This is a genomic window from Flavobacterium sp. UBA7682 (genome assembly GCF_002482945.1).
GTDB lineage: Bacteria > Bacteroidota > Bacteroidia > Flavobacteriales > Flavobacteriaceae > Flavobacterium.
Genome location: NZ_DLGY01000004.1, coordinates 19,200 through 42,421 on the forward strand (window position 1 = coordinate 19,200; position 23,222 = coordinate 42,421).

A 23,222-nucleotide genomic window follows, 5' to 3' on the forward strand; every position below is an offset into this window, starting at 1 on the left:
GACGAATAGCTTTGAAAAGTTATTTCAATAATTGTGACGGTAATTTTTTTAAGAGCTAAGGAGTAGATAGGATGAGAAGTGTTTTCTTTGGTTTTGAGGCTCAGCTGGTTACTTTCTAATTTTTTGAAACTACTTTTTTTGAACTTCAATATGCATTTTGGAGTAATGGATGTCAAATAGTTGACAATATATTTTTTTCTTACAAATTTTTATATACTTTCGTATTAAATAAGGCCAAAATACCACTTGCGGGTTTTATTTCTTTTTTCAAAAAAAGAACAGATTTCAATTAAGATTCCATTTTAAGTCCACTTTCACATTTACTAAGTAAATGGAGGTAGCTTTTTGGCAAATATTTAGTTAACTAATTATTTACCTCCTCAGCTGATTCTATCAAATGCTTTGTAGATGATTGTTTGCTGGCGTTAATATGGTACCCAAATTATATTGAATTTTAAACATTTTACAACAATACTTAAATCATATATTATGAAAAATTTATTCACCTTTATTTTTTTACTAAGCCTATAACAGTACAAGCACTTATTTTCAATACAGAACTCCTAATGTCTTTACATCATGGTAAAATTAATTTTATTTGCTTTTGTTTTATCGTTATTTTGTTCATGTTATAAGGTGCAATACAATGAGTATCATGTACCCGCAAGAATAATTGATAATAAAAAATTAAACACCCCTGATAGCATTTATAAAGCATTAGATACTTTAGCATTATATCAGTTAATAAAATATAAAACCATTGGAGATTTTTTTATACCAAAAGAAGATTCATTTATCAGATTTTACGGTAAAGGAAAATTAATCAGTTATGCTTCAAGAATTGCTTTAAGTAAAGAATATTTTAGACCCGCGAGAGGACTGCAAGGGACCTATTTTGTAAAAAAGAAAAAAACATACTGCACTTTTTATAATGGTGGTGGTGGTGCCGGTGTCATGAATTTCAAAAAAGACACATTAATAATTTTAGTTAAAAATGTAGAATATTATTATTTAAAGGTAAAAAATGTTGATCCTGATTGGATAGATTGGCAGCCAGATTGGTAATAATGAATTTGAAAACGCATCTTGGGATGGGAAATCATATTTTCACTATCGAAGTCCTAATATCATTACATCTTGGTAAATTTTTTAATATTACTCATGTATCAACTTTCGACACCTTTATTTGATAATTAGCTTGAAATAAAAAAATCATATCATTAAAACAACACTAAATAGAAAAATGAAAAAAATCATAATCTTACTCACAGCAGTAACCCTGCTAGCATCCTGCAGCAAAGACGATGGCGACATCAAACCCACTTATCAAACCCTTGCGGGATTATGGAAGTTTAAATCTATAACAAGAGCCGATGGAGCAGTAGTTCCTTTTGAAGGGCATTGCTCCACTAAACAGGATTACCTGCAAATATTCGCTTATCGAAAGATTACGACGTATAATTATTATCCGGATTGCGTTGATACGCAGAATTGGGGCACTTCTGACTATAGTATGGATTCAGATGGTTTAATATATGCAGGAGGCGTAATTTTCGATGAAGCAACCGTCACTCATCTTTCTAGTTCTGGTTTTACAATAGAATATGCTGTTCCAACAGATTTAAATTTTATGGTTGATATTAACGATGCTAAAGCTATTAGGTTTGAAAAGATGTAATTTTCATCTGTCTACTGAGTTGACATTTTAGTATAAAATCAGCATATATTTGTTGAAATTAAATTTTGAAAAAGCTAATAACCATATTCATCCTTACAACAACACTCGCCTTCTCCCAACAGGAAGCGAGTGTTTGGTATTTTGGGCAAAATGCCGGATTGAAGTTCCAAACTAATGGAACAGTTACTCCTTTATCCGATGGTCAGCTCAATACTGAAGAAGGCTGTAGTTCTATAGCTGATGCCAATGGGAACTTACTTTTTTACACTGATGGCAGGACTGTTTGGGACAGAAATCACATTCAAATGCCAAACGGTAGTTTTGATCTTGGGACTGAACTTTTCGGAGATGGCTCCAGTACACAATCGGGGATTATAGTTCCAAAACCGGGTGATCCAAATATCTATTATATTTTTACAGTTGACGAACCGCATCACCAAAATGCAGACGTCTATCCTAATACTTTTAGTGGCAATTACGCTCAGACGGATAGCGGCCAAACACCCTTAAATGATGATGGGAAAAATAACGGATTTAACTATAGCATTGTTGATTTAACTGTTATTGGAAGCAATGGTAGTATTGGTAACGTAGTTTCAAGAAACAACCATCTGATCACTTATGATACTGATCCCAATGGGGAAGAAATAAAATATAAATGTTCAGAGCAAATTACTGCTATAAAGAATGATACTGATGGCAGTTATTGGGTAATCACTCAATTCATCAATAAGTTTTATGCTTTTAAGGTAACCGCCTCCGGAGTTGTCTCTACGCCAGTAGTTTCTACAACTGGGTCAAACATATCGCTTTTAGGCTATCGCAGAAATGCAATTGGTTACCTTAAAGCATCTCCAAACGGGCAAAAATTAGCCATTGCCCATTCGCAAAACGGAACTGTATCCGGAGCTTCCAGTTTTGGCACAGGAAATATTGAATTGTTTGATTTTGATGGCAATACAGGAATAGTTTCAAATGGTATAATAGTAATTCCTAATGTTCAGGGATATGGAGTTGAGTTTTCACCAAATTCTGAAAAACTGTATGCTACTTATCGAATTGGAATGTCACCCACTATGGAATTAGCACAATTGGACTTGACGAGTGCAAATATTTCTGGTTCAAAAGTTGTAATTTATAATTTGCAGAACTATTTGTTTGCTTTGCAGTTGGCACCAAATAACAAAATCTATTGTGCTACAGGATATCAAAGTTCTTTAGGCGTTATCAATAATCCAAATGATCCAGGAATAGCTTGTAACTATGTTCAGCTAGGTCAACCTTTGGCTGCAACCAAAATCGTAAAATTAGGACTGCCTCCATTTATCACCTCATTTTTTAATGCCTCATTCACAGCTGAAAATTTCTGTTTAGGGACAGCAACACAATTTACCTTGAATAGCTCAACGGCAGTTACAAGTGCAAGTTGGAATTTTGGCGATGGCAGCCCTTTGTCAAATGTGGTTAATCCCAATCATCAGTATTCCGCTTCCGGTAATTACATAGTTACGTTGACTGCCACATCAGCTAGTGGATCAATTACTAAATCGAGGACTATAACCATTTCGGCAATTCCTGTTATTGCCAATAGTATTTCAAATCAATCAGTTTGCGGAACTCCAAACATGAATTACGATTTAGCCCAATTTAATAATACACTTTTGGGTAGCCAATCTGCGACAGCTTTTGGAGTGGCTTATTTTTCAAATGTGACCGATGCTGGTAATCATTCAAATGTATTGGCTACTAATTATTCTTTACCGATAGGAACTACAGTTATTTATGCTAAAGTCTATGGTTTGGCTAATAACCAGTGTTTTGCTTTAACCAATTTCACAATTGGTTTGTTTTCTTCACCGGTTGCTAATATTCCTAATGATATTTTTATTTGTGATGATATTGCAAATGATGGTTTTGGCATGTTTGATTTGCAAAGCGTAAAAGCGAGTATTTTAGGAAATCAAAATCCAAGTAATTACAATGTTAGCTTTCACTTGAATCAAAATGATGCCAATAGCAATAATAACCCTTTAGCACTCAATTATCAAAATATAAGTAATCCTCAAACGGTTTATGTTAGGGTTGAAAACAATCAAAATGCCACTTGTTTTGCAACTACCTCATTTCAGATAGGATTGTATTCAATGCCGGTAATAGCTAGTCTACCAGATAATTTATATGCTTGTGATGATGGGAGTGACGGAGTTGAGATTTTTGATTTGAACCAACAGACTTCAGTTGTTTTAGGATCTCAATCCGCAATTGATTTTTTAGTAACTTATCATAGTTCTCAGAATGATGCGAATACAGGAAGTAATCCTTTGGCAGCTAATTTTGCAAACACTATAACACCACAAACTATCTATGTAAGGATTGTAAATAGATTGAGTAATACTTGTTATGCAACAACTTCTTTTCAATTGCACGTCAAAGCAGAACCTGTTTTATCAATGGAGGATAGTTATACCATCTGTGAAGGTCATCCCATAATCATAACAGCACCTGCTGGTTTTTCTGATTATAATTGGTCCACCGGAAGTGTAACTTCAAGTGTAACGATACCAACAGCCGGAAACTATTCTGTCACAGTGATTGAAGATTATGGCACGATACAATGTAGTACTACTAAAGATTTTGTAGTTTACAATTCAAACGTGGCGACCATAACAGAGATTGAGATTAACGATTGGACAGACGAACAAAATTCGATCGCAGTTCAAGTTACGGGTGATGGTGATTATGAATTCTCGCTTGATGGTATAATCTATCAAGATAGTAACGTTTTTTCCGGTTTGAGAAGTGGGCAATACATGGTTTATGTTAGAGATAAAAAGGGCTGTGGAATCGTAACTGAAAGTGTATTTCTATTAATGTACCCACGATTTTTTACTCCTAATGGAGATGGACGTAATGACACTTGGCAGATCAAATTCTCAATGGTTGAGCCACTGATGGAGTTACATATTTTTGACCGCTATGGTAAATTAATAACCATTTTTAAAGGTTCTGATTTTGGTTGGGATGGAACATACAATGGCAGGGAACTATTTGCAGACGATTATTGGTTTGTGGTAAAAAGACAAGACGGTAAAGAATATAAGGGGCATTTTTCTTTGTTGAGGTAGATGCTTTTTTTGCTTGAGGTTGCATCCGATTTTATATTGATAATTGAAAGCAAAAACTGGAATAATAACACATCTTGAACTACTGATGTCTACAAATCCCAATTCCCATGGCATCTATTTAGTTGTTGCACTATTTGCGGAGTTGGGGTCAAGTGCTTTTGTAAAAGAAAAGGAAACCTCTTTTTCAAAACCAAAGACAATCTCGGTGTACAATATGTCACCCTGAGCATTTGAAATTAAAAGGAGGACTGCCGGTGGCAGTCAGGTTTAAAAGTCTTTAGACTTTTAAAAAGCTAAAAGAATCGCACACCACATTGTCATCCTATCCCAATAATTATCGGGAGTCGAAGGACTTCTGTCGTCCTCAGCAGTCCTTCCGTAACCCTCCGAAGCTCGTTTGAAACCTTCCGATAACCAGTTGAAGCCTCCCGAAGCTGGTTTGAAACCCTCCGAAGATGTTAAATGCAAGTCAGAAGATCGTTTGAAGAAGTCCGAAGCTTTTTCTTGTGAGTCCGAAGCTCGTTTGAAGGAGTCCGAAGCTCGTTTGAGGGCTGGGAAGGCTTGGAAATGTTGGAAAGTTGGTTTTCGGAGAAAATATTACACCTGACAGGTTTTTGAAACCTGACAGGTGTGGATTTAGGTTGTTGTGAGGATTGGAATTTTGCGCTATCGAGATTAGGAAATGAGTAGTATTAGGTTTTTCGTAATTACATTGAATTCAATCTGTTGCAATGGTTGGGCGAATTGTAAATAGGTATAGCAAAATTAGGCATTTGTAAGCTACCGTTTTTTATTAAAAATGTTCGTGTAAATTCTTTCTTCAATGCTTTTTTTCTTGATTTTAAAAAACCGTAAAGTCTTCCATATATTTTTTTCATAGCGCTGTCTTTGCATTGCACTTCTAAAATTTCTTCTGCTTTTAGATTGCCTCGTATGCAATAGTCTATTTTAATTTGATACCTATTCCTTTTTATTCGCTTAATTTTTCCGTCTGCTAAAGTATCATCTGGGCCAATTAAGGCATCACTTTGTCTATGCAGAAGAATGCCTTTTTTATTAAAAGTGTAATGGTAAAATTCATAAGTTTTAATGGTGAATTCCTCCTTATCATTGAAACCAAAATAAGAACACCATCGCATATGACTTGTGGAATAAGTGACGCTACACATACTATCCAGCAAATCACCCAAGGTCAGAATTTTGATTAACTCATCTCTTTGATAAAAAGTGACCATCTCAAACTGTTTTATACCATAGGCACCACTAAAATCGTCAATAATAATAATGTTTTGCCCATCATCTGAAATGACAGCGGTCCTCATTTCTATAAATAAACTGTCATTTTTTATGGTGTAAAGTTTTTGATCGGTTTGCTTATCATATAACCCCCAATAGTAGCGGTCAGGATAGGAATAAGAGGTTTTTTGATAGTTCTTAGTAACACTATTATAAATAGAATCGGTATATAACTTGTTATCTGAAAAAATAGTATCACAAGGCCTTAATTCAAACCTTTCATTTTTACTTTTAAAAGAAAATGTCATTCTGGGCTGATCAGCATATACCTGATGAACAAAACAAAACATTAGTAAGGAGTAAAGTATTTTCATGGGCGTTTTTCTTAGCATAAAAATAGGAAAGATTATTAGCGGCTAAGCTTAAAGAAATCATAAAAAAGGAACCGATTGATTCTACTATTGCCACCCTGTCCCGATAGCTATCGGGAGTCGAAGGGAAGGGCCAACTTCCAACTCCAAACTCATAACGCTCTATCAATCATATTCAACAGAGAAGCGTATCTCTTCTTTATGGTTTGTTTTAGTCGAAATCCTAATCTCTTTTAAACAAGCTCCTTTTTTATCTTTAGAAGCGCAGGATATTAAAACTTCGTCAATGAGTTGATCATTTTTGTCCCTAACCACAATTTTCGAGAGTTCATGGTTGGTATAATAAAAATACCGGGTATAGAAAGGGGTAAAATTGTCTGTTATTTTTGCAATAGTACCATCGGGATTGTAATGGTATATCGCTTCGTTTTGTTTGTATCTTTTTCTCGTATAGCAACTAATGCGTTCCCGCTGATTGGGTTGCCAACGTGTTTTGCAGTAATACGGTTCTTTATCAGGATACGATTCTACCACAAACCATAATTTTTTTTGGGTTTCTTGCAGTGTATTGCCTGTGGCATCAACTGTTTTGGAGTATTTGATGCGGCCATTTTTAGTAAAGACCATTTGCTTGGTATGCAAAAGCTTTTTCTCATGGCCTTTAACTGTATATACTTCTTCGGTGGCTGTCTTTATACCGTCAGGCAACAGCCTTGCCTTGGTATACTTTTTTGTAGCACAGGACAGTAGTGTTAAGAGCAGGATAAAAACAAGAATGACTCTCATAACCGTTAAGTTTAGCGATGTGCTAAGTTACGGATTTTAAAAGATTTAGAAAATAAATTGTGTGCTATTAGAACCTTAGGTTTTTATTTTTGGAAAAGCATTATTAGTCCGGGGGCTACTTAAAACAAAAAAAAAGCCAATCAGAAGGATTGGCTTTTAACAAACACTGGTAAAATATATCTTAGATAACGTTTACATTGGTTGCGGTTGGCCCTTTTTGACCGTCCGTTACATCATAAGACACTTTGTCGTTTTCCTGCACCGCGCCATTAAGACCGGTTGCATGTACAAATAAGTCTGCTCCGCCATTGCTTGGCGTAATAAATCCGAAGCCTTTGGCTTCATTGAAAAATTTAATTGTTCCTTCGTTCATAAAAATGATTATTAAGTGGCGAAGGTAGTCTTTATTATTGATTTTTAGGTGTTTACTTTGAATTGTTTACACTGTTGCATTATTTTACGGCTTTTGGTTGCCATTGCTCACCATCATGGTATTGGTTATTTTTTGTGATTAAGCACAGATTACACCCGCGCTATCGGGAGTTGAAAATCCAACTCATAACTCGTAATTCGTAATTCGTAATTTCTAATTCGTAATTTCTAATTCGTAATTTCTAACTCGTAATTTCTAACTCACCTTTTATCTTCTCCAAACACCTACTATACACCACCACAGTCCCGGCAAGGTAGTCACTAACACTTCTATGTCGGGGATTCATCAATACCAAAAGTAAAGTGGCAAAATAATATCCATAAATCACTGCCATCTGCATCCACATCGGAAAAGGGTAAAATGATTGTAAATAGTTCGATTGCTCCACCCAATTCAAACGGTCAAACGCCGCTTCATCTGCCAAGCTTATAGCCCAACCCTGAACGACAAAGGCAAGTAAACTTATGATAAGCATAGGCAAGTGTTTTAAAAACGACTCGCGATACGATATAGCGGAACCGTCTAGTTGCAATATCGTCAATCCCATGACACGCTTACCCGGAGTAGCGCCATAACGCACGGGTAAATAGATGCCATACGCCATGATAACCAATTGCGTTATCGCAAACGTATAGTAATAATGATACAAATGCAGACTGTTAAAATACAGTGACCCCAAGGTTACAGGAGTAAGGAATACCCCATCTAAAAACCCGGCTGCAATTCTTTCGCCGAGGTTACCGTAAAGACTAAAAGAGGTGTTTTTTAAATGGAGTGGGAGTTTTTTGGTGGTCATTATTAGGTTGTTTATTTTAGGATTGGTATGGTGTTAAGGCACGGATTGCACACGAGCGCAGCGAACTGACGAAGTAAATCCGCCTTTTCTTTGTCTTTAACAAAAATTATTGGGATAATATTTCAATAAGTTTTTGATTGATATAATAAATTTCATTCCCAATTTTAACAGAATTAAGAATGTTATTGGACTCTAATTTTTTTAGATATTCGCTGGCCGTTTGTCTTTTAGCAATATTGTTATCTTCTAAAACTTTAATTTTTATGTAAGGATAACTAAACAATAAATCTACTAACTCTTTTGAATACGATGACTTAAGTGCTGCTTTGGCGTTGATTTCAGTAGTAATTTTTAATTCTAAAATGGCGTTGATTTTTTTTAAAGTCATTTCAGATGTTTCTGCTACTCCGTTTACCACAAACAAAACCCATTCTTCCCAATTGTTTTCTTCGGTAATTGATTTTAGTAATCGATAATAGTCTGATTTGTTTTGAATAATATAATGGCTTAAATACAAGACCGGCAATCCCAATAATTCTTGCTGAATTAAATACAGTACATTCAATATTCTTCCTGTTCTACCGTTGCCATCACTAAACGGGTGAATGGCTTCGAACTGATAATGAATGAGCGCCATTTTTATTAATGGATCTAAATCAGAAAATGTGGCATCATTGATGAAAATTTCAAGCTTTGATAATTTATCTCGGATAATATTTTCACCTTCGGGTGGTGTATAAACAATTTTATTATTGGTAGGATTTCCCAATTTTGTACCGGTATTTTTTCGAATGTTTTCAGACGAGCCACGCAGGCGTTGCATTAAACCTACTAACAAATTGGTGGTTATTAAATTATTTTTTTGCAGCTCTCCAATGCCCCAATAAATCGCTTTGCGGTATTGTAAAACTTCTTTAGCTGATTGGTTTTTTATGGCATCGCCCATTAAGGTTGCTTTATACAACTCGTCTTGTGTCGTGACTATGTTTTCTATAGCGTTAGACTCTTTACTCTCTTGAAGTACAACTGTATTTAATAACATTTGTGGATATGGCAAAGTTTGACAATATCCTTTTAGTTCTGCCAATAGTTTGTTTGCTTTTATGGTCGCTTTAAAAATTGCTGTTGTTTCCAAATTATTTTTTGGAGGCAAATCCGGTAAATCATTGTATGGAATATCTTTGTTATAGGCTGTTTTCATTTCTAAATGGATTAAAATTACTATGTCGATTGAATCGACACTTGTTACATCTATGTCGAAATTATTAAAAAAAATCGACATACTTTGTGTCTATGTCGATTGAATCGATATTTATGATATCTATGTCGAAATTATTAAAAAAAATCGACATACTTTGCATCTGTGTCGATTGAATCGACAATTACATTGTTGTTGTGGCGCTTTCTACCAATTGGAATAGCCATCCGCTTTTTGGTAGATGGGTTACAGGAGTAAGGAATACCCCATCTAAAAACCCGGCAGCGATTCTTTCGCCGAGGTTACCGTAAAGACTAAAAGAGGTGTTTTCTAAATGGAGTGGGAGTTTTTTGGTGGTCATGGTGGGTTGGGTTTAATGGTTTGGTTTATAATTGGAATAGCAATGTAGCACTTGTATTTTATCGTTAACGTCACCTCGAGTGATTTTTAAAACTTAAAACGCTAGTTTTTAGTTTTAAAAATTGTATCGAGAGGCTCGTATAAACAACGGTTCTCGATACACTTTCCACTTCACTGTGTTACGTGAAAACCACTCGAACTGACGACCTAAAACTACACCGTCACCCTGAGTGTCCCGATAGCTATCGGGATGTATCGAAGGGCGTCACTTCGAGTGATTTTAAAAACTGTAAATGCTAGTTTTCAGTTTTTAAAATTGACCCGAGGCTTTAGCCGAATTGAGCGTAGCTAATCGAGAAGCTTCTAAAAAAAAACAATTCTCTTTATTTCCGATACTTAATACTTCTCCTAAACTCCGATTGTTTCACCCGTTTACCATCCTTAAATTTATAGATAATCATTTGTGTCCAATTCCCCTTTTTGTCATACCGATACTCATATTCGTTATGCTTCGTTTTGATTACATCTCCCTGTTCATTTTTTACAATAGAAAGGTCATCGAATGATTCATAGTTAATTTTACCGGCCGTTTCCGAAAGCAATTCCCCTTTTGTGTTATAAACACTAGTAACAACGCTATTGTTAGCATAATCATACGCTGCTTTTTCTTCACCATATGGTCTACCATTACCATCAGTAGTGATAACACTGGTCGCATTACCATGGTCATCATTCTCTATTACAGTCACCATAATAACCTGTTGGTTTTGATTCCTTTCCGTGGTTTTAATCAAATAACCATTGGCGTCATACTCATGAGTAGAAGTTTCAGCAGTATAGCCCATAAGCTTGTGCCAACGTTCTAATTTCCGCCCTAAACTTTTAGTGCCTGTGGAGTCAAACATTCGAGTTAGCCTGGCGATTAGCACTCCGTTTTCATCATATCGAAGTTCAGAAGTAACATAATGCTGTACATTTAAAGTGGCCACTTCTTTCTTTTTCTCTATACTGCCAGTTGGGTTATAAAAAGTCATTTCTGTGGTAATTTCACTGACGGCATGACCAACCCTCAAATCTTCGGGTTTGTTCATGTTAAGGGCTGTGCCAACGTTTTGAGCGTGGCTAACGGAAAGGTATAAGTAGAGGAGGAGAAAGATGAAGTGTTTCATGGTTTTATTTTGTTTGCCTCAAAGATGGGTGTCGATAGCTATCGGGAGTCGAAGGGCCAACTACAACACCCTAATCTTCTGTGCCATAAACTCCTCCTCACTCAGTACACCTTTTTCTTTCAATACACTCAATCGCTCCAACTGATTTATAGTATCATCTTGAGAGGTTGGCTTTACTTCAGTTTTATTATGGATACCGCCTTTCAACAAAGCCAATTCCGTTTCCATCATCCTTTGCTTTTTAGTTTTAGTCACCAATAAAACGATACCTACAATAAAAAAGACACCACCAACAAAAGCAAAAGCACCGCCAATTCCTTGATCACGCTCTCTGTTGGCTCTATATTGGTCAATTAACTCCTCTTGAACTTGACCTTCAAAACTCCTATTGTAACCATCAGTAGAGGCAATAGTACCCACACCAGTTACAATGGCAAAAAGCCCAATTAATAAAAATAGAACGCCAAAAAATTTCTTCATAATTTAATTATATTTAGTTAGTAGGTTATTTATTTTAGGGGTGAACCAATTCAATATTTTTTCTCCAATTTCCTCATTCAATCTAGTCGAACCTTCTTTAAAAATACAAACCCTCCCCAATCCACAAGCATGATGCTTATCTTTCCCTTTCAATGCTTCAAAATCTTTAAAATCGTCTTCAAACGAAGTTGTATTACCAGGATAAAGCAGCATAGCTTTATCCGATTGCCAATACTCATTATACACATACATTTGCCTCAAATCATCAGTACTCGGTTGGCTGTAACTGATGTTTTTCCATTTAGTATCTATGATAAAAGTTTCTTTTTCATCGCCTTCACCTTTCTCAATCACTATATCCGGACGAATATTTATGCCATTCCAAAACGAAGTCGACTGCTGTCCGCTAATCCTCACCCCATACTCATCCTGAACCTGTTTCAGCCTAACCAACACATACTCCTCCCAAAGCGAATTCATATCAAACAACAGTGCTAACATCCTTTCATTACCACTGGATATGTTAGGCGCATAATTCAATATAATTAACCGGGCTATGGCCAACGCCGTTTCATAAGGTGCTGTTTTCCTGTTTTTGGGAAGTTTAGCAAAAGTAGCCTCACTTACCGAAATAGAACTAACCTCAGGAAAGTCCAACTGCACCGTCTTGCATTTGCTGTACAGATAATTACCTTTAGTACATTTTTCTACTATATCCAAAGCTTTAAAAAGTACCTGATGAACCAAATGATCTTTATCATACACTTGATGCGTGGTGTAAAAACGCTCTTTGTGCACTAAGTTTTTATTAATATGCCCGGCAAACTCTATTTTACCTTTTAAGGCTTTTACGTTCCCGGTTTCTTTATAATATTGTTTGATTAACCCTTGATGGAGTAGGAGCTGCACTTCATTTAAAAACCATTCAAAATAAATATCAAGCAAATGAATCTGTTGCTTTCTAACATCAGCATCGCCCACCTTTTGTACTTTCAGCTTTCGGGTTACCCTAAGCATTTCTACCAAAACGCCTTGCCACATATTGACGTCCTCACCGTTATTGTCAATCTTGGGCAAAATCTCAATCGTCAGACCATCTACCTGAATCACACCCACAAATTGCTTAAACACAATACCGTTATGCTTCAAATCAAAATACTGGTATTGATGCAAAGCATTAAGCTTCGACAAAGCCACAAAATGACGTTGCTCAAACTTACCTCCTATAGGAAGAAAGCTGTGTTCAAATACCTGTATAGTGTTTCCTTTTGGCATGTTTAAGCAAGTAACGTTTGAAGAGCCGTTTCAAATGCAACTTCCGCAAACGGAATCAATTCATATGATTTCACAATATCAACTTCGTTTTTAGTTTCAAAATCAGCAAAAATCGACTGACCATTAGACTTCGTGATACTGTTATCCCTCACAAACCCTTTGCCTAAAACCAACCCTATTTTCCCATAATCATTATAAAAATATTCCTGTAGTAACGGAATAATTTCATTTTCAAAGGAGTTTTTAAAATTCTCTTTTATAAAATAGGCATGCCCTAAAGTGTGGTTTCTATCCAAAAGCAATTCAATTCGATTGTTGATTTTTTCCATGATTTCAACTCTTTGATAATCACCAAAACCTTTTTCTTCAACAACTTTACTTCTCGGTGGCATCTCCTCAAAACTAAAACGTCTTCTCAGTGCAGTGTCCAAAGCTTCCACACTGCGGTCTGCGGTGTTCATAGTGCCAATGATATAAAGGTTAGGAGGGACGCCAAATTTTTCTTTACTATACGGTAAAGTAACTTCCAAGGCTTCGTCTTTTCCCAATCGTTTATCTTCTTCTATCAAAGTGATAAGTTCGCCAAAGATTTGGGAAACATTACCACGGTTGATTTCGTCAATGATTAAAATGTAGTTTTTTAATTTTTTTTCAGTAATTACCTCAGGCTGATATTTATTTAATCGATCAAGTATAGATGGATAATATATGCCTACACCGGTTGTGCGGACTTCCTTTTTCTTATAGTAATAATCCTTTAATGTCCCTATGCTCAATGTATGACCGGTTCCACCACTGGCTTTTCTAAATTGTATAGATTTTTTTGTAAATCCAATTATAGTAAAATCTTTGCCTTTAGTTTTTAAAGGAAATTGAGTTTCAATATCTTCTTCCCAATCTTCTTTTAATTGAGAAAAGGCTTCTTCAAAAGAAAGTTTTGATTTATTTCCTTCTCTTACATCTTCCCAATTGTTTTGAGCTAAATCACAGATATCTAAAAAAATACCGGGTATAACATCATAAGTTACATTACCCAGAAGAGTTTCCGGTTTAATCCCTTCAATAAAATCTTCATAACTCATACTTTGATGAAATGTAGTAAACACTATTTGTCCTTCCTCCATTTTTTTATTAAAAAGTGCTTTAACCGCTTCTCTATTTTTGAAGTTTAATTTTTTCACATCGTCATCATTAATGATTTCAAGTGCTTTGTTAATTGTGTTATAGGTTTTCCCTGTTCCAGGTGGACCATACAGGATTTGATTCAATGAATGAGTCACTTTTTTTTCTGATTCTTTTACAGGTGTGGTTTTATTGCCAGTAAATGAAGGATACTCCTTCAATAACTCGATTACATGTTTTTTTGAAACAGTAATTAGTTCATCCCAATCAGCTATAGCATCATATTTTTCAAGCTTTACAATTGGTGAATTGTTATAGTCTCCTCTCCGTTGAAAATAGTTTTGCCTTTTGCTATCACCGTCTAGTAATCCAACTGTATCTATTTTAATGTTATAATTGAAATTACTGTCGAGCCCTAAAGTTATCGCAATCCACTTATTATTTTCATAATCTGAGGCAGTTGGATATAGTTTGGACCAAAGATATCCATCGAAATAATTCCCTTGATTTGTTGGTCTTTTTGTAATCTTGAAGACACCGTTGGGGAATAATTGTTTTTTTATCTCATTTCCCCAATATTCTAATTTCACATAGGCTCTGAACAACTTGTCGTAAGCTTCCTTATCTTCAGGGTCGTTTTTATCATATTTTTTACCTTGTGTTTTATTTATTAGTTCAAACTCTTCTGGAGTAAAAAAATCCATGGTGTGTGTCATACTTCTTTTGTTTAAATTTACCCGCTCTACTAAGTTAATTTCTTTAAAATCAAATGTTTTAGAGCATTATTTGTTGTATTCGTTTTGGTATTCCAGTTGCAATTTTTTGATTCTTTGATAAAAACATTATGCAATATATTTCATCTGAACTATTGTCTAAAATTTCTTTAGAAATATCTTTAACATCTCTTTCTTTCTCAAGGCCATTCTATTTTATACGGATTGACCTCGTTAGCTCTGATTATAATATGAATTTGATCCAAAGATTGCTGAAATATAGTTTGCGTTTGCTTCAATCTATTTTATATTATTGTACTGAGCAATTTTGCTGTATTATCTTATTTTTCTATTTACGTAAATATAAATAAATTCTCATTATGGCAATAACAAAAAAACCGCTGATACGCTATAAAATTTTGGATGCTTGTTTCCGAAATTCTTTTAAAAATTATAGCAAAGAACTTTTGCTTGAAAAGGTGAATGAAGAACTATTTGAGATTACAGGTGACGAAAGTCATTGTATTAAATTACGCCAACTACAAGATGATATAGCCTTTATGAGGAGCTCGGAAGGATGGGGCATAGAATTAGCTGATTTGTTTGATGGAAAGAAAAGAATCTATCGTTATGAAGATACCAACTTTTCAATAAATAATGCACCACTAAATCATGTCGAAATGGGTGAGTTTCAATCGGCAATACAAGTGCTGGCTCAATTTGAAGGTATGCCGCAGTTTGAAGGTATTCAGGAAATTATTGCCAAACTGAAATATGATTTAAAAGGGAAGAAGGAAACCAAACCTTTTATTGGTTTTGAAAGTAATCAGGATTTAAAAGGAATGGAACATTTCAGTTTTTTATATAATGCTGTTCAAAATAAAATTCCTTTGCAGATAGTTTATAAAGATTTTAAAACAGAAGAACCTTATACCTATGTTTTACATCCTTATTATTTAAAACAATACAACAATCGATGGTTTCTCTTTGGCATGCACCAGGAATTAGGAAAATCTGATTGGAATGTAGCAATAGATCGGATTGTTTCAGTTCAGTTCAGTAATGATAAATTCATTCCTAATGTGGAGATTGATTGGCAAGAGTATTTTTCGGATATGATAGGGGTAAGTAAGCCTATTGATGGTAAGATTGAAGAAGTCGTTTTGCATTTTAATCAACTAACCGGCAGGTATATGGAAAATAAATCCATTCATGAAACACAACGACACAAATGGATTGACGAGAATAATTTTGAAGTAAGGATTAAAGTGTATTTAAACTATGAACTGGAAAGATTGGTCTTGTCTTATGGAGATAGTGTAAAAGTGATTGAACCACAAAAATTAAGAGACAATATCGTATTGAGAATAGATAATAGCAGAAGAAATTATTAGCCAAACCGTTTTTGTTTTGCGTGTAGCTTTATTATTTTCCTGTTGTCCAAAGCAATTTATCTACCATTCTATTTTCACATATCAAATCAAGATTTTCAATATCTTCAAATTCCTGATGAATAATAAGTGATAGCGGTTTAATATAGTTAATCAGAATCTCGAAAGTTGGCTTGTTTTCCTTTCTGAACTCATTGATTTTTTTGTTATAAATAAAGTATTTATTTTGGTTCATTTCTAGTGTTTTCCTCGCTAACGTGTCCATCGGAACTATTTGCCAAGGATTATTTAAAAATAAAATTTTGGAAGCCATAGATGCCATTATTTTTCCGTGAGTTAATTCTTTTTCTCTTAGGTTTTCCGCAAATAAATCAACATTATCTCGGTCATTGGTTTTAATCCAAGATGAGGTTTCTTCTAATAGATTATTTACTGTTCCTCTAGGAAAATTTCTAACTACTCTAAAATCCACTAAAAAAGAATAAAAACTACCAGCATCTTTTTTTAAATAATCTTCAAAGGAGATTTTGCCGGTCTTAAAGTCTTGAAATTGCTTGATATAATTTAAATCATTTCTATAATAAGTTAGAAAATTACCAATAGTTTGGATTTGTTTTGTAGTCATATTTTCTTTTAAATTCCCCTAACTCTCTTATTATATAAATCATCAAACCACATTTTCTTAAACATTAAGTTTACGCGATCTTCAGACAGTTTGTTGTAGAGTTCCAGTTTCGTATTAATAAAATTCAATAATTCGCTGTCAATTTCTTCACTGAATTTGTCTTGGATATTATCTCTTGAATTGTTTTTGTTAAAGAAACTCATCAGTTCTTCATTTGAGTAAATTTTCTCCTTCATCTTTTTGAATTCTACTTTGTCTTCTTCCGTTAAATCAATTCCGAAAGTATCATTCAAAACTCTGATAATATTGGTTAACATATCCAATTCATCTTCTTCTTTTCCGAAAGCTCCTCCGGGTGTCATACCATACATTTCACCATCTTCCGAGACTAACGCCAAGTCAGTAGTATATTGATGTTGAATTTTATAACTGTCCAATTCCACTTCACCCAAAACATCCAAAGGTAAGTTGGCCTTGATATATGGAAGCATTTTAACCAATGCAGTAAGGAAAACATAATATTTTTCCAATTCGACATCGGAGAATGTGATAATCTGACTTAAGAATCGATAGAGTTTTAAAAAGGTTTGTGCTTCCGATTTGAAATTAATTTGATCTTCTTCATTTAACTCAGCTTCAAATCGCTTTGTAACTGTTTTGAGTAATGGATTTAACTTTTCATAATTACTCCCTTTTCTGAAGAAGATCTCAGCAAATGCTTCCACTTCGTTTTGGTAGAAAACATTAAAACTATCAATCTTACTCTGAACTGTATATAAACTGTTAGGGTCTGTCTGATTATCTTCTTCCATATAGTTTTCACCATAGTAGTATTGAAAATCAGCTTGTACTTGTTCTGGGTCGTTAACAAAATCCAGTACCATGGTGCTTTCTTTACCTCGCATAGTTCTATTCAAACGGCTTAGGGTTTGTACAGTGGAGGCACCGCCTAATTTCTTATCTACAAACATAGTATGCAGCATAGGCTCATCAAATCCGGTCTGGAATTTATTGGCCACAATCAATATTCTGAATTGGGGTAGTTTCAAAGCTTCCGGTATAGAGATTTTTCCTTGCAGTCGGTTCATACTGGTTTCAGTATACTCCTCATTAGTTTCACTATCTTTAACCGTTCCGGAGAAAGCCACTAAAGCACCATAAGGCAACTTCATTTCCTGCATAATTTCGTCAAGCTTGCGTTTGAATCGCACAGCATGTAAACGTGATTTGGTAACTACCATTGCTCTGGCTTTACCTTGAATTTCATTTTGAGTCTGACTTACAAAATGCTCAATGATTATGCGCGCTTTACGCTCAATGGCATGGTCTTGTAAGTCAACATAAGATCCTAACAAACGAACCGTTTTCTTCTTCTCATATTCCTTATCGTCAATATCTGAACGCTTAATGATTTTATAATAGCGTTTGAAAGACATATAATTCTTCAATACATCTCGAATGAAACCTTCCTTGATAGCTTGCTCCATAGTATAAGTGTCAAATGCTACTATTTTGCCATCTTTTAAACGTCCAAACAATTCTTCGGTTTTGGGTTTTGGAGTAGCAGTAAACGCAAAAAAGGAAATGTTAGCTTGCTTTCCTTTGCGTTTGATTTCATCGGCAATAATATCATCTAAATCTTCTGTTACATCTTGCTTTTCTGCTTCTTCTAACGATAAGGATTTCTTTAAATGGCGTGCTGCTTCACCCGATTGGGAACTATGTGCTTCATCAATGATTACTGCATATTTTCTTTCGGGCATACTGGCAATAGTTTCCGAGATAACCGGAAACTTTTGTATGGTAGTGATAATAATTCGTTTGCCTTCCTCAATGGCTTTTTTTAGGTCTTGAGCAGTTTTGTTTTCGTCTATATAAGCTACCAATCCGGGTGTATTATCTAACTGGCGGATATTATTTTGTATTTGCTTATCAAGTACTCTTCGGTCATTGACAATGATAACCGAATCGTAAAGCGCTTTGACATCGCTGTCATTTTGGTAAAAACCAGCCAAGCGATAGGCTAACCAAGTAATAGTGTTTGATTTACCCGAACCGGCAGAATGTTGTATCAGGTAGTTTTTACCAACACCTTCTTCTTTAACAACATTCAACAAACGTTGCACCGCTCTTCGTTGATGGAAACGCGGAAATAATAACTTGGTCGATTTCTTTTCTTTCAACCCCTTAGTGGCATTGTCATACTCTTTCTCAACATCAGTTTGTATGTTGATGTAGTTTTGCAATAAGTCTAATAGTGAATCTTTGGTTAATACATCTTCCCACAAATAGGAAGTAGCAAAACCATTTTCGTTATAATTATCTAATCCTTTATTGAAGGGTAAAAAGAACGTTCCTTTTCCTTTTAACTCGGTGGTCATAAACACTTTTTCGGTACCTACTGCAAAATGAACCAAACAACGTTTGAATTCTAAAAAAGGTTCTCCTTTGGGATCACGATCTTGGATGTATTGTTTAATGGCATTATGATGGTTTTGACCGGTTAGTTCATTTTTTAACTCTAGAGTCACTACAGGAATACCGTTAACAAACAACACTATGTCAATAGAGTTATTGTTTCTATTGGAATACTTCAATTGACGAACAACAGATAATCGGTTTTTCTTGTATTTAAATTCGTGATCGGGTGTCTTATTATTTTCGGGCTGCCAATAAACCATGACAAATTGTACCCCGCGGTCTTTAACTTTATTCCTCAATAAGTCAAGGGTTTTATCTTTACTGTCTTTATAGGTTTTGGCAATATTGGCTACGATTTTTTCATCTACTTTGTTACCATATTGTTCTTCTTTGAGTAGATTGTATTTCTCAGGTTGGGTTTCCTGTATAAAGGCAATGGTCTCATTGGGAATAAGGCACAATTCTCTATCATAGGCAGTAGGAGATACTTCATGAAAGCCACCATACTCTACTAAATATTTTACAATATCTTCTTCTAAATGAATTTCTCTTGTGCCATCAGCCATATTATTCTTCTAATTTATTGAGGAGTGATTTTATTTCTTCTTTTTTGGTTTGTATAGCTTTATAAATCTTAATTTGCTCTTCCAACTTCTCTTTCTCTTTCTTGAGCTCTTCGATGATGATTTCAAGTGCTGTTTTTTCTTTTTCTTGTGATTCTTGAAGCAACAATTCTAATTCGCTTTTTGAAATAGCATTAAACTTATTTAAAACATCAATTACAACCTGAACGTTTTTTACATGGTTTTGTTCAAACAATTTAGTGTTTTTATAAGTCACTTCAACAATGTTCCATTTTGAAGTTCCATAATAGTTATTCCAGGAAACTTCTATTCCTGTATTAACTAAAAGGAATTTATTCTTATCATTAGCATTACTATCAGGCACTTCTAATACTAAATTTAGAGGCTGTTTAAAAGAGTTATGATATACTGCTTCAAACTTATTATCTTTAGTTACGATACATATCTCTGCCATGATTATATAATTTATTGTGTTACTTCTGTGTTAGGTTGCCAATCCCTCACATCTATTTTACCTGTTACCGCTTCTGAGATTAAGGATTGACGGTAAGTTTGCATATTTTCGATTTGAGTAGAGATCTTACTTAATGTCAAATCGACTCTTGATGTCAAATCATTAATGAAATTAACAATTTCAACTTGCTCTTCATATGGTGGATAACATAGATGTATATTATTTAAATTATCTTGCGTCATACTCGGAACTGCAGAACTCTCTTGATAATAATCAAATTTTATTGTAGTTGATAAATAAAATAGAAATTTTGGGTAAGTATTATCATATATTTCAGTGTAAAAAAGTGTATCAACAGTCCAAAATGGCTCCTCAATATAAAATGGTTTATCAATGGTACCTTTTCTTCCCAATAAAACTGACGGTTTATCATATAAAAACTCTGAAGCTCTACCAAACACACCTCCAGTTCCCAAAACTGGGTAACCGCCTTCTTCTATTAAAACTTCTTTTTGGTCTTTACCATTTCTAATTTTTGCAAGATATTTTAATTTCTTAACCTCCCAATGCACTGGAATTTCTCCCAACCACACCACACCACTATCTTTCATAGGAGCATTTGGGTTTAAACCCTTTGTAACAGCTTCATTAATAACAGCCTGGCGTTTTTCTTTGAGTAGTTCAATTAAACGTTTTTTCTTTTCAATAGTAGTATTGATAAGGTTGGTTTTGTAATCTAGATAAAAAACTATTTTTTTTATATCTTCATTTGAAAGATTAGGTATTACGATATTACCAATTGTTTCAGTGTTTAAGTTTAATTGAGTTCCAATTTTTCCTAAACCTATGAAAGGTAACCCTGTTTGGAAAATATAATAAAGATATTCCGGATTAATTTTTAGTTCAGGGAACCAAACAAAACCATCATGAATACAACACTTTATTTTAGTTATAATCGGCTTCCCAACAGAACCTGCAATTGAAAGGAAAAAATCTCCTGGATATTGTTTCACACTTAATGATGCCCCAAGTTCTGATAATTTTTCTTTTGTATTTTCTAAATATCTTTCACTTGCAGAAACATCCGCGATTCTAACCCATGAAAATTCCCCATTTTCATCAAAATATTTTAAATCATCAATTGGTCTTGGAGAAGCACCTCGTTTAATTTGAGTAAGCCATTTTAATTTAATGACCTTCCAATCATTTGGAATCTTTCCAATCCATTCAATGCCACTATCTTTATAATTATTGTATCCTTTCATTAGTTCAATAATTCATTTAATAAAGTAGTAATTTCAACTTCAAGATTTACAATTTCTGATTTTACGTCTGTTGCTAAGCGTACTCCTTTGTATTCATAGAAGTATTTGTTAAAATTTATTTCATAACCAATCCGCGTTTTATCAAAATCAATCCAGGCATCAGGTACATGAGGCAATACTTCATTTTTAAAATATTGCTCGATATCAGCATTTAGAGGCACGTTTTCTTTGTCACGCTTTTTGCTGTCGGCCTTTGGTTTCTTGTTTTTGTCCACTTGTACTTTGCCTTTATCGTCATACAAAGGTTGTTCTACCGTCAATTGGTAATAACCAAAATATTCGTTGTCAAAAATCTTAGAATGTTTGGTTTCTTTGAAATCGGTATATAAATCTAAAATACTGCCAATGTGTTTACCGGTAATCTCATTACGTTTGTTACCAAGGCTTTTTTTGTTACTACGACAATAATCCACAGCATTTATTAGTTGCACTTTACCTTTTCTATGTTTTTCTTTTTTGTTGGTCAAAAACCATATATAGGTATTGATACCGGTATTGTAAAACATGTCTTTTGGTAACGCAACAATACATTCCAACCAATCGTTTTCTATAATCCATTTACGAATGTCGCTTTCACCACTTCCTGCATCACCAGTAAACAGGGGAGAACCATTGGTTACTACACCTATGCGGCTGCCTTCTCGCTCCATTTTAGAAATCATGTGCTGTAGGAACAACAACTGTCCGTCGGAACTTCTTGGCAAACCTGCATAAAAACGGCCGGCAGGGTTTAAGGCTTCATTCTCAATATAGTTTTGGTCTTTTTTCCAGGTTACACCATACGGAGGATTGGCCATCATATAATGAAAATGCTTCCCTTGAAATTGGTCCTCGGAGAAAGAGTTCCCATGTTTCACATTATTGGCTTCTTCACCGGTAATTAACGCCTCCGACTTGGCAATGGCATAGGATTGCTCGTTAAGCTCCTGTCCATAAGTGTTTATTGTTGGTTTGTTTTTACTGTCTTTGAGTAACGTGTCAAGTATATAATTCTTTCCAAGATTTACCATACCGCCAGTTCCACAAGCCGGATCAAAAATGGTTCGTATGATGCCCGGTTTGGATAAGGCTTCTTTTTCAGTCGCAAATAAAATGGTATTCATCAACCCAATTACATCCCGAGGTGTAAAGTGTTCACCAGCAGTTTCATTAGATTGCTCATTCGAAATACGGATAAGCTCTTCAAAAACATAGCCCATCCCATGGTTATCGATTTTTTCGGTATGCATATCAATCTTACATATCGCATCTATCATTTCATACAACAACTTGTTTTTAATCAATCGGGCTACGATTTTATCAAACTGAAAGTTGTCCAATATATCACGCACTTCCTGATTAAAGCCGTTAAGGTAATTGTTGAAATTAATTTCAATATTACGGGCATCATCTTTTAAGGAATACAAGGTATGATTGGAAACGTTGTAAAATTTTAACCCACCAGCTGCTTTTCGTAGTATAGGATCAAGTTTATCTTCGGCTACTTTTTCTTTAAAATTATGATAAGTAGAACGAACATTTTCATTAAGACCATCTAAGATACAATCCAGACGGCGGATAACCACAAAAGGAAGTACGACATCGCCTATTTCATTTTTCTTAAACGCATCACGCAATACATCGTCGGTGATTTGCCAAATGAAACCTACTTCTACTTTAGTGTTATTATTGTTGCTCATT

19 protein-coding genes are annotated in these 23,222 nt (G+C 34.7%); 4 read left to right on the plus strand and 15 right to left on the minus strand.

Features of this window, described 5'->3' with window-relative positions:
* Window positions 1-579: 579 nt before the first annotated feature.
* The 3 genes from B3C16_RS00480 to B3C16_RS00490 all read left to right on the plus strand — a co-directional run bounded on the left by B3C16_RS00480 (window position 580) and on the right by B3C16_RS00490 (window position 4,803).
* Window positions 580-1,065 carry a hypothetical protein gene (locus B3C16_RS00480; RefSeq protein WP_291127494.1) on the plus strand — a complete coding sequence of 162 codons (486 nt, stop codon included), beginning with the start codon at window positions 580-582 and terminating at the stop codon, window positions 1,063-1,065.
* 178 nt (window positions 1,066-1,243) lie between these two features.
* Window positions 1,244-1,678, plus strand: coding sequence for a lipoprotein (locus B3C16_RS00485; protein ID WP_121314202.1), 435 nt, complete (start codon window positions 1,244-1,246; stop codon window positions 1,676-1,678).
* A gap of 65 nt (window positions 1,679-1,743) precedes the next feature.
* Window positions 1,744-4,803, plus strand: coding sequence for a T9SS type B sorting domain-containing protein (locus B3C16_RS00490; RefSeq protein WP_291127497.1), 3,060 nt, complete (start codon window positions 1,744-1,746; stop codon window positions 4,801-4,803).
* 707 nt (window positions 4,804-5,510) lie between these two features.
* Here B3C16_RS00490 and B3C16_RS00495 read toward each other — a convergent pair.
* From B3C16_RS00495 to B3C16_RS00540, 10 genes are all read right to left on the minus strand, one after another.
* Window positions 5,511-6,413, minus strand: coding sequence for a hypothetical protein (locus B3C16_RS00495; RefSeq protein WP_291127500.1), 903 nt, complete (start codon window positions 6,411-6,413; stop codon window positions 5,511-5,513).
* A 162-nt stretch (window positions 6,414-6,575) separates the two neighbouring features.
* Window positions 6,576-7,196: a hypothetical protein gene (locus tag B3C16_RS00500; RefSeq protein ID WP_291127503.1), complete on the minus strand. Its 621-nt coding sequence runs from the start codon at window positions 7,194-7,196 to the stop codon at window positions 6,576-6,578.
* A 181-nt stretch (window positions 7,197-7,377) separates the two neighbouring features.
* Window positions 7,378-7,569: a cold-shock protein gene (locus B3C16_RS00505; RefSeq protein ID WP_121314197.1), complete on the minus strand. Its 192-nt coding sequence runs from the start codon at window positions 7,567-7,569 to the stop codon at window positions 7,378-7,380.
* Between the two features lie 241 nt (window positions 7,570-7,810).
* A complete protein-coding gene (locus B3C16_RS00510) occupies window positions 7,811-8,425 on the minus strand; it encodes an RDD family protein (protein ID WP_291127505.1) in 615 nt (204 codons plus the stop codon).
* 106 nt (window positions 8,426-8,531) lie between these two features.
* A complete protein-coding gene (locus tag B3C16_RS00515) occupies window positions 8,532-9,626 on the minus strand; it encodes a Fic family protein (RefSeq protein ID WP_291127507.1) in 1,095 nt (364 codons plus the stop codon).
* Window positions 9,627-9,807: 181 nt separating this feature from the next.
* Window positions 9,808-9,984 carry a hypothetical protein gene (locus B3C16_RS00520; protein ID WP_291127510.1) on the minus strand — a complete coding sequence of 59 codons (177 nt, stop codon included), beginning with the start codon at window positions 9,982-9,984 and terminating at the stop codon, window positions 9,808-9,810.
* Window positions 9,985-10,366: 382 nt separating this feature from the next.
* Window positions 10,367-11,152, minus strand: coding sequence for a hypothetical protein (locus tag B3C16_RS00525; protein WP_291127513.1), 786 nt, complete (start codon window positions 11,150-11,152; stop codon window positions 10,367-10,369).
* Between the two features lie 60 nt (window positions 11,153-11,212).
* The gene (locus B3C16_RS00530; RefSeq protein ID WP_291127516.1) at window positions 11,213-11,632 is read right to left on the minus strand and encodes a hypothetical protein; all 420 of its coding nucleotides are present in this window, start codon (window positions 11,630-11,632) and stop codon (window positions 11,213-11,215) included.
* A gap of 3 nt (window positions 11,633-11,635) precedes the next feature.
* The gene (locus B3C16_RS00535; RefSeq protein WP_291127518.1) at window positions 11,636-12,907 is read right to left on the minus strand and encodes an McrC family protein; all 1,272 of its coding nucleotides are present in this window, start codon (window positions 12,905-12,907) and stop codon (window positions 11,636-11,638) included.
* A 2-nt stretch (window positions 12,908-12,909) separates the two neighbouring features.
* The gene (locus B3C16_RS00540; RefSeq protein ID WP_291127521.1) at window positions 12,910-14,745 is read right to left on the minus strand and encodes an McrB family protein; all 1,836 of its coding nucleotides are present in this window, start codon (window positions 14,743-14,745) and stop codon (window positions 12,910-12,912) included.
* 377 nt (window positions 14,746-15,122) lie between these two features.
* Between B3C16_RS00540 and B3C16_RS00545 the strand changes: the two genes are divergently transcribed.
* On the plus strand, window positions 15,123-16,136 hold the full coding sequence (locus B3C16_RS00545) for a helix-turn-helix transcriptional regulator (protein ID WP_291127524.1): 1,014 nt from the start codon (window positions 15,123-15,125) through the stop codon (window positions 16,134-16,136).
* Between the two features lie 31 nt (window positions 16,137-16,167).
* On the opposite strand, the gene B3C16_RS00550 is transcribed toward B3C16_RS00545, so the two are convergent.
* From B3C16_RS00550 to B3C16_RS00570, 5 genes are read right to left on the minus strand one after another with little or no spacing between them, the layout of a single operon-like run.
* Window positions 16,168-16,758 (minus strand): hypothetical protein, encoded by a 591-nt coding sequence (locus tag B3C16_RS00550; RefSeq protein WP_291127527.1) that lies wholly within the window; start codon window positions 16,756-16,758, stop codon window positions 16,168-16,170.
* An 8-nt stretch (window positions 16,759-16,766) separates the two neighbouring features.
* A complete protein-coding gene (locus B3C16_RS00555; protein ID WP_291127530.1) occupies window positions 16,767-19,745 on the minus strand; it encodes a type I restriction endonuclease subunit R in 2,979 nt (992 codons plus the stop codon).
* Window position 19,746: 1 nt separating this feature from the next.
* The gene (locus B3C16_RS00560) at window positions 19,747-20,217 is read right to left on the minus strand and encodes a hypothetical protein (RefSeq protein ID WP_291127532.1); all 471 of its coding nucleotides are present in this window, start codon (window positions 20,215-20,217) and stop codon (window positions 19,747-19,749) included.
* A gap of 11 nt (window positions 20,218-20,228) precedes the next feature.
* Window positions 20,229-21,482, minus strand: coding sequence for a restriction endonuclease subunit S (locus B3C16_RS00565; protein ID WP_291127535.1), 1,254 nt, complete (start codon window positions 21,480-21,482; stop codon window positions 20,229-20,231).
* Window positions 21,482-23,221, minus strand: a complete 1,740-nt coding sequence (locus B3C16_RS00570; protein ID WP_291127538.1) for a type I restriction-modification system subunit M — start codon at window positions 23,219-23,221, stop codon at window positions 21,482-21,484. Before B3C16_RS00570 ends, B3C16_RS00565 begins: the two co-directional genes overlap by 1 nt.
* Window position 23,222: the final 1 nt, after the last annotated feature.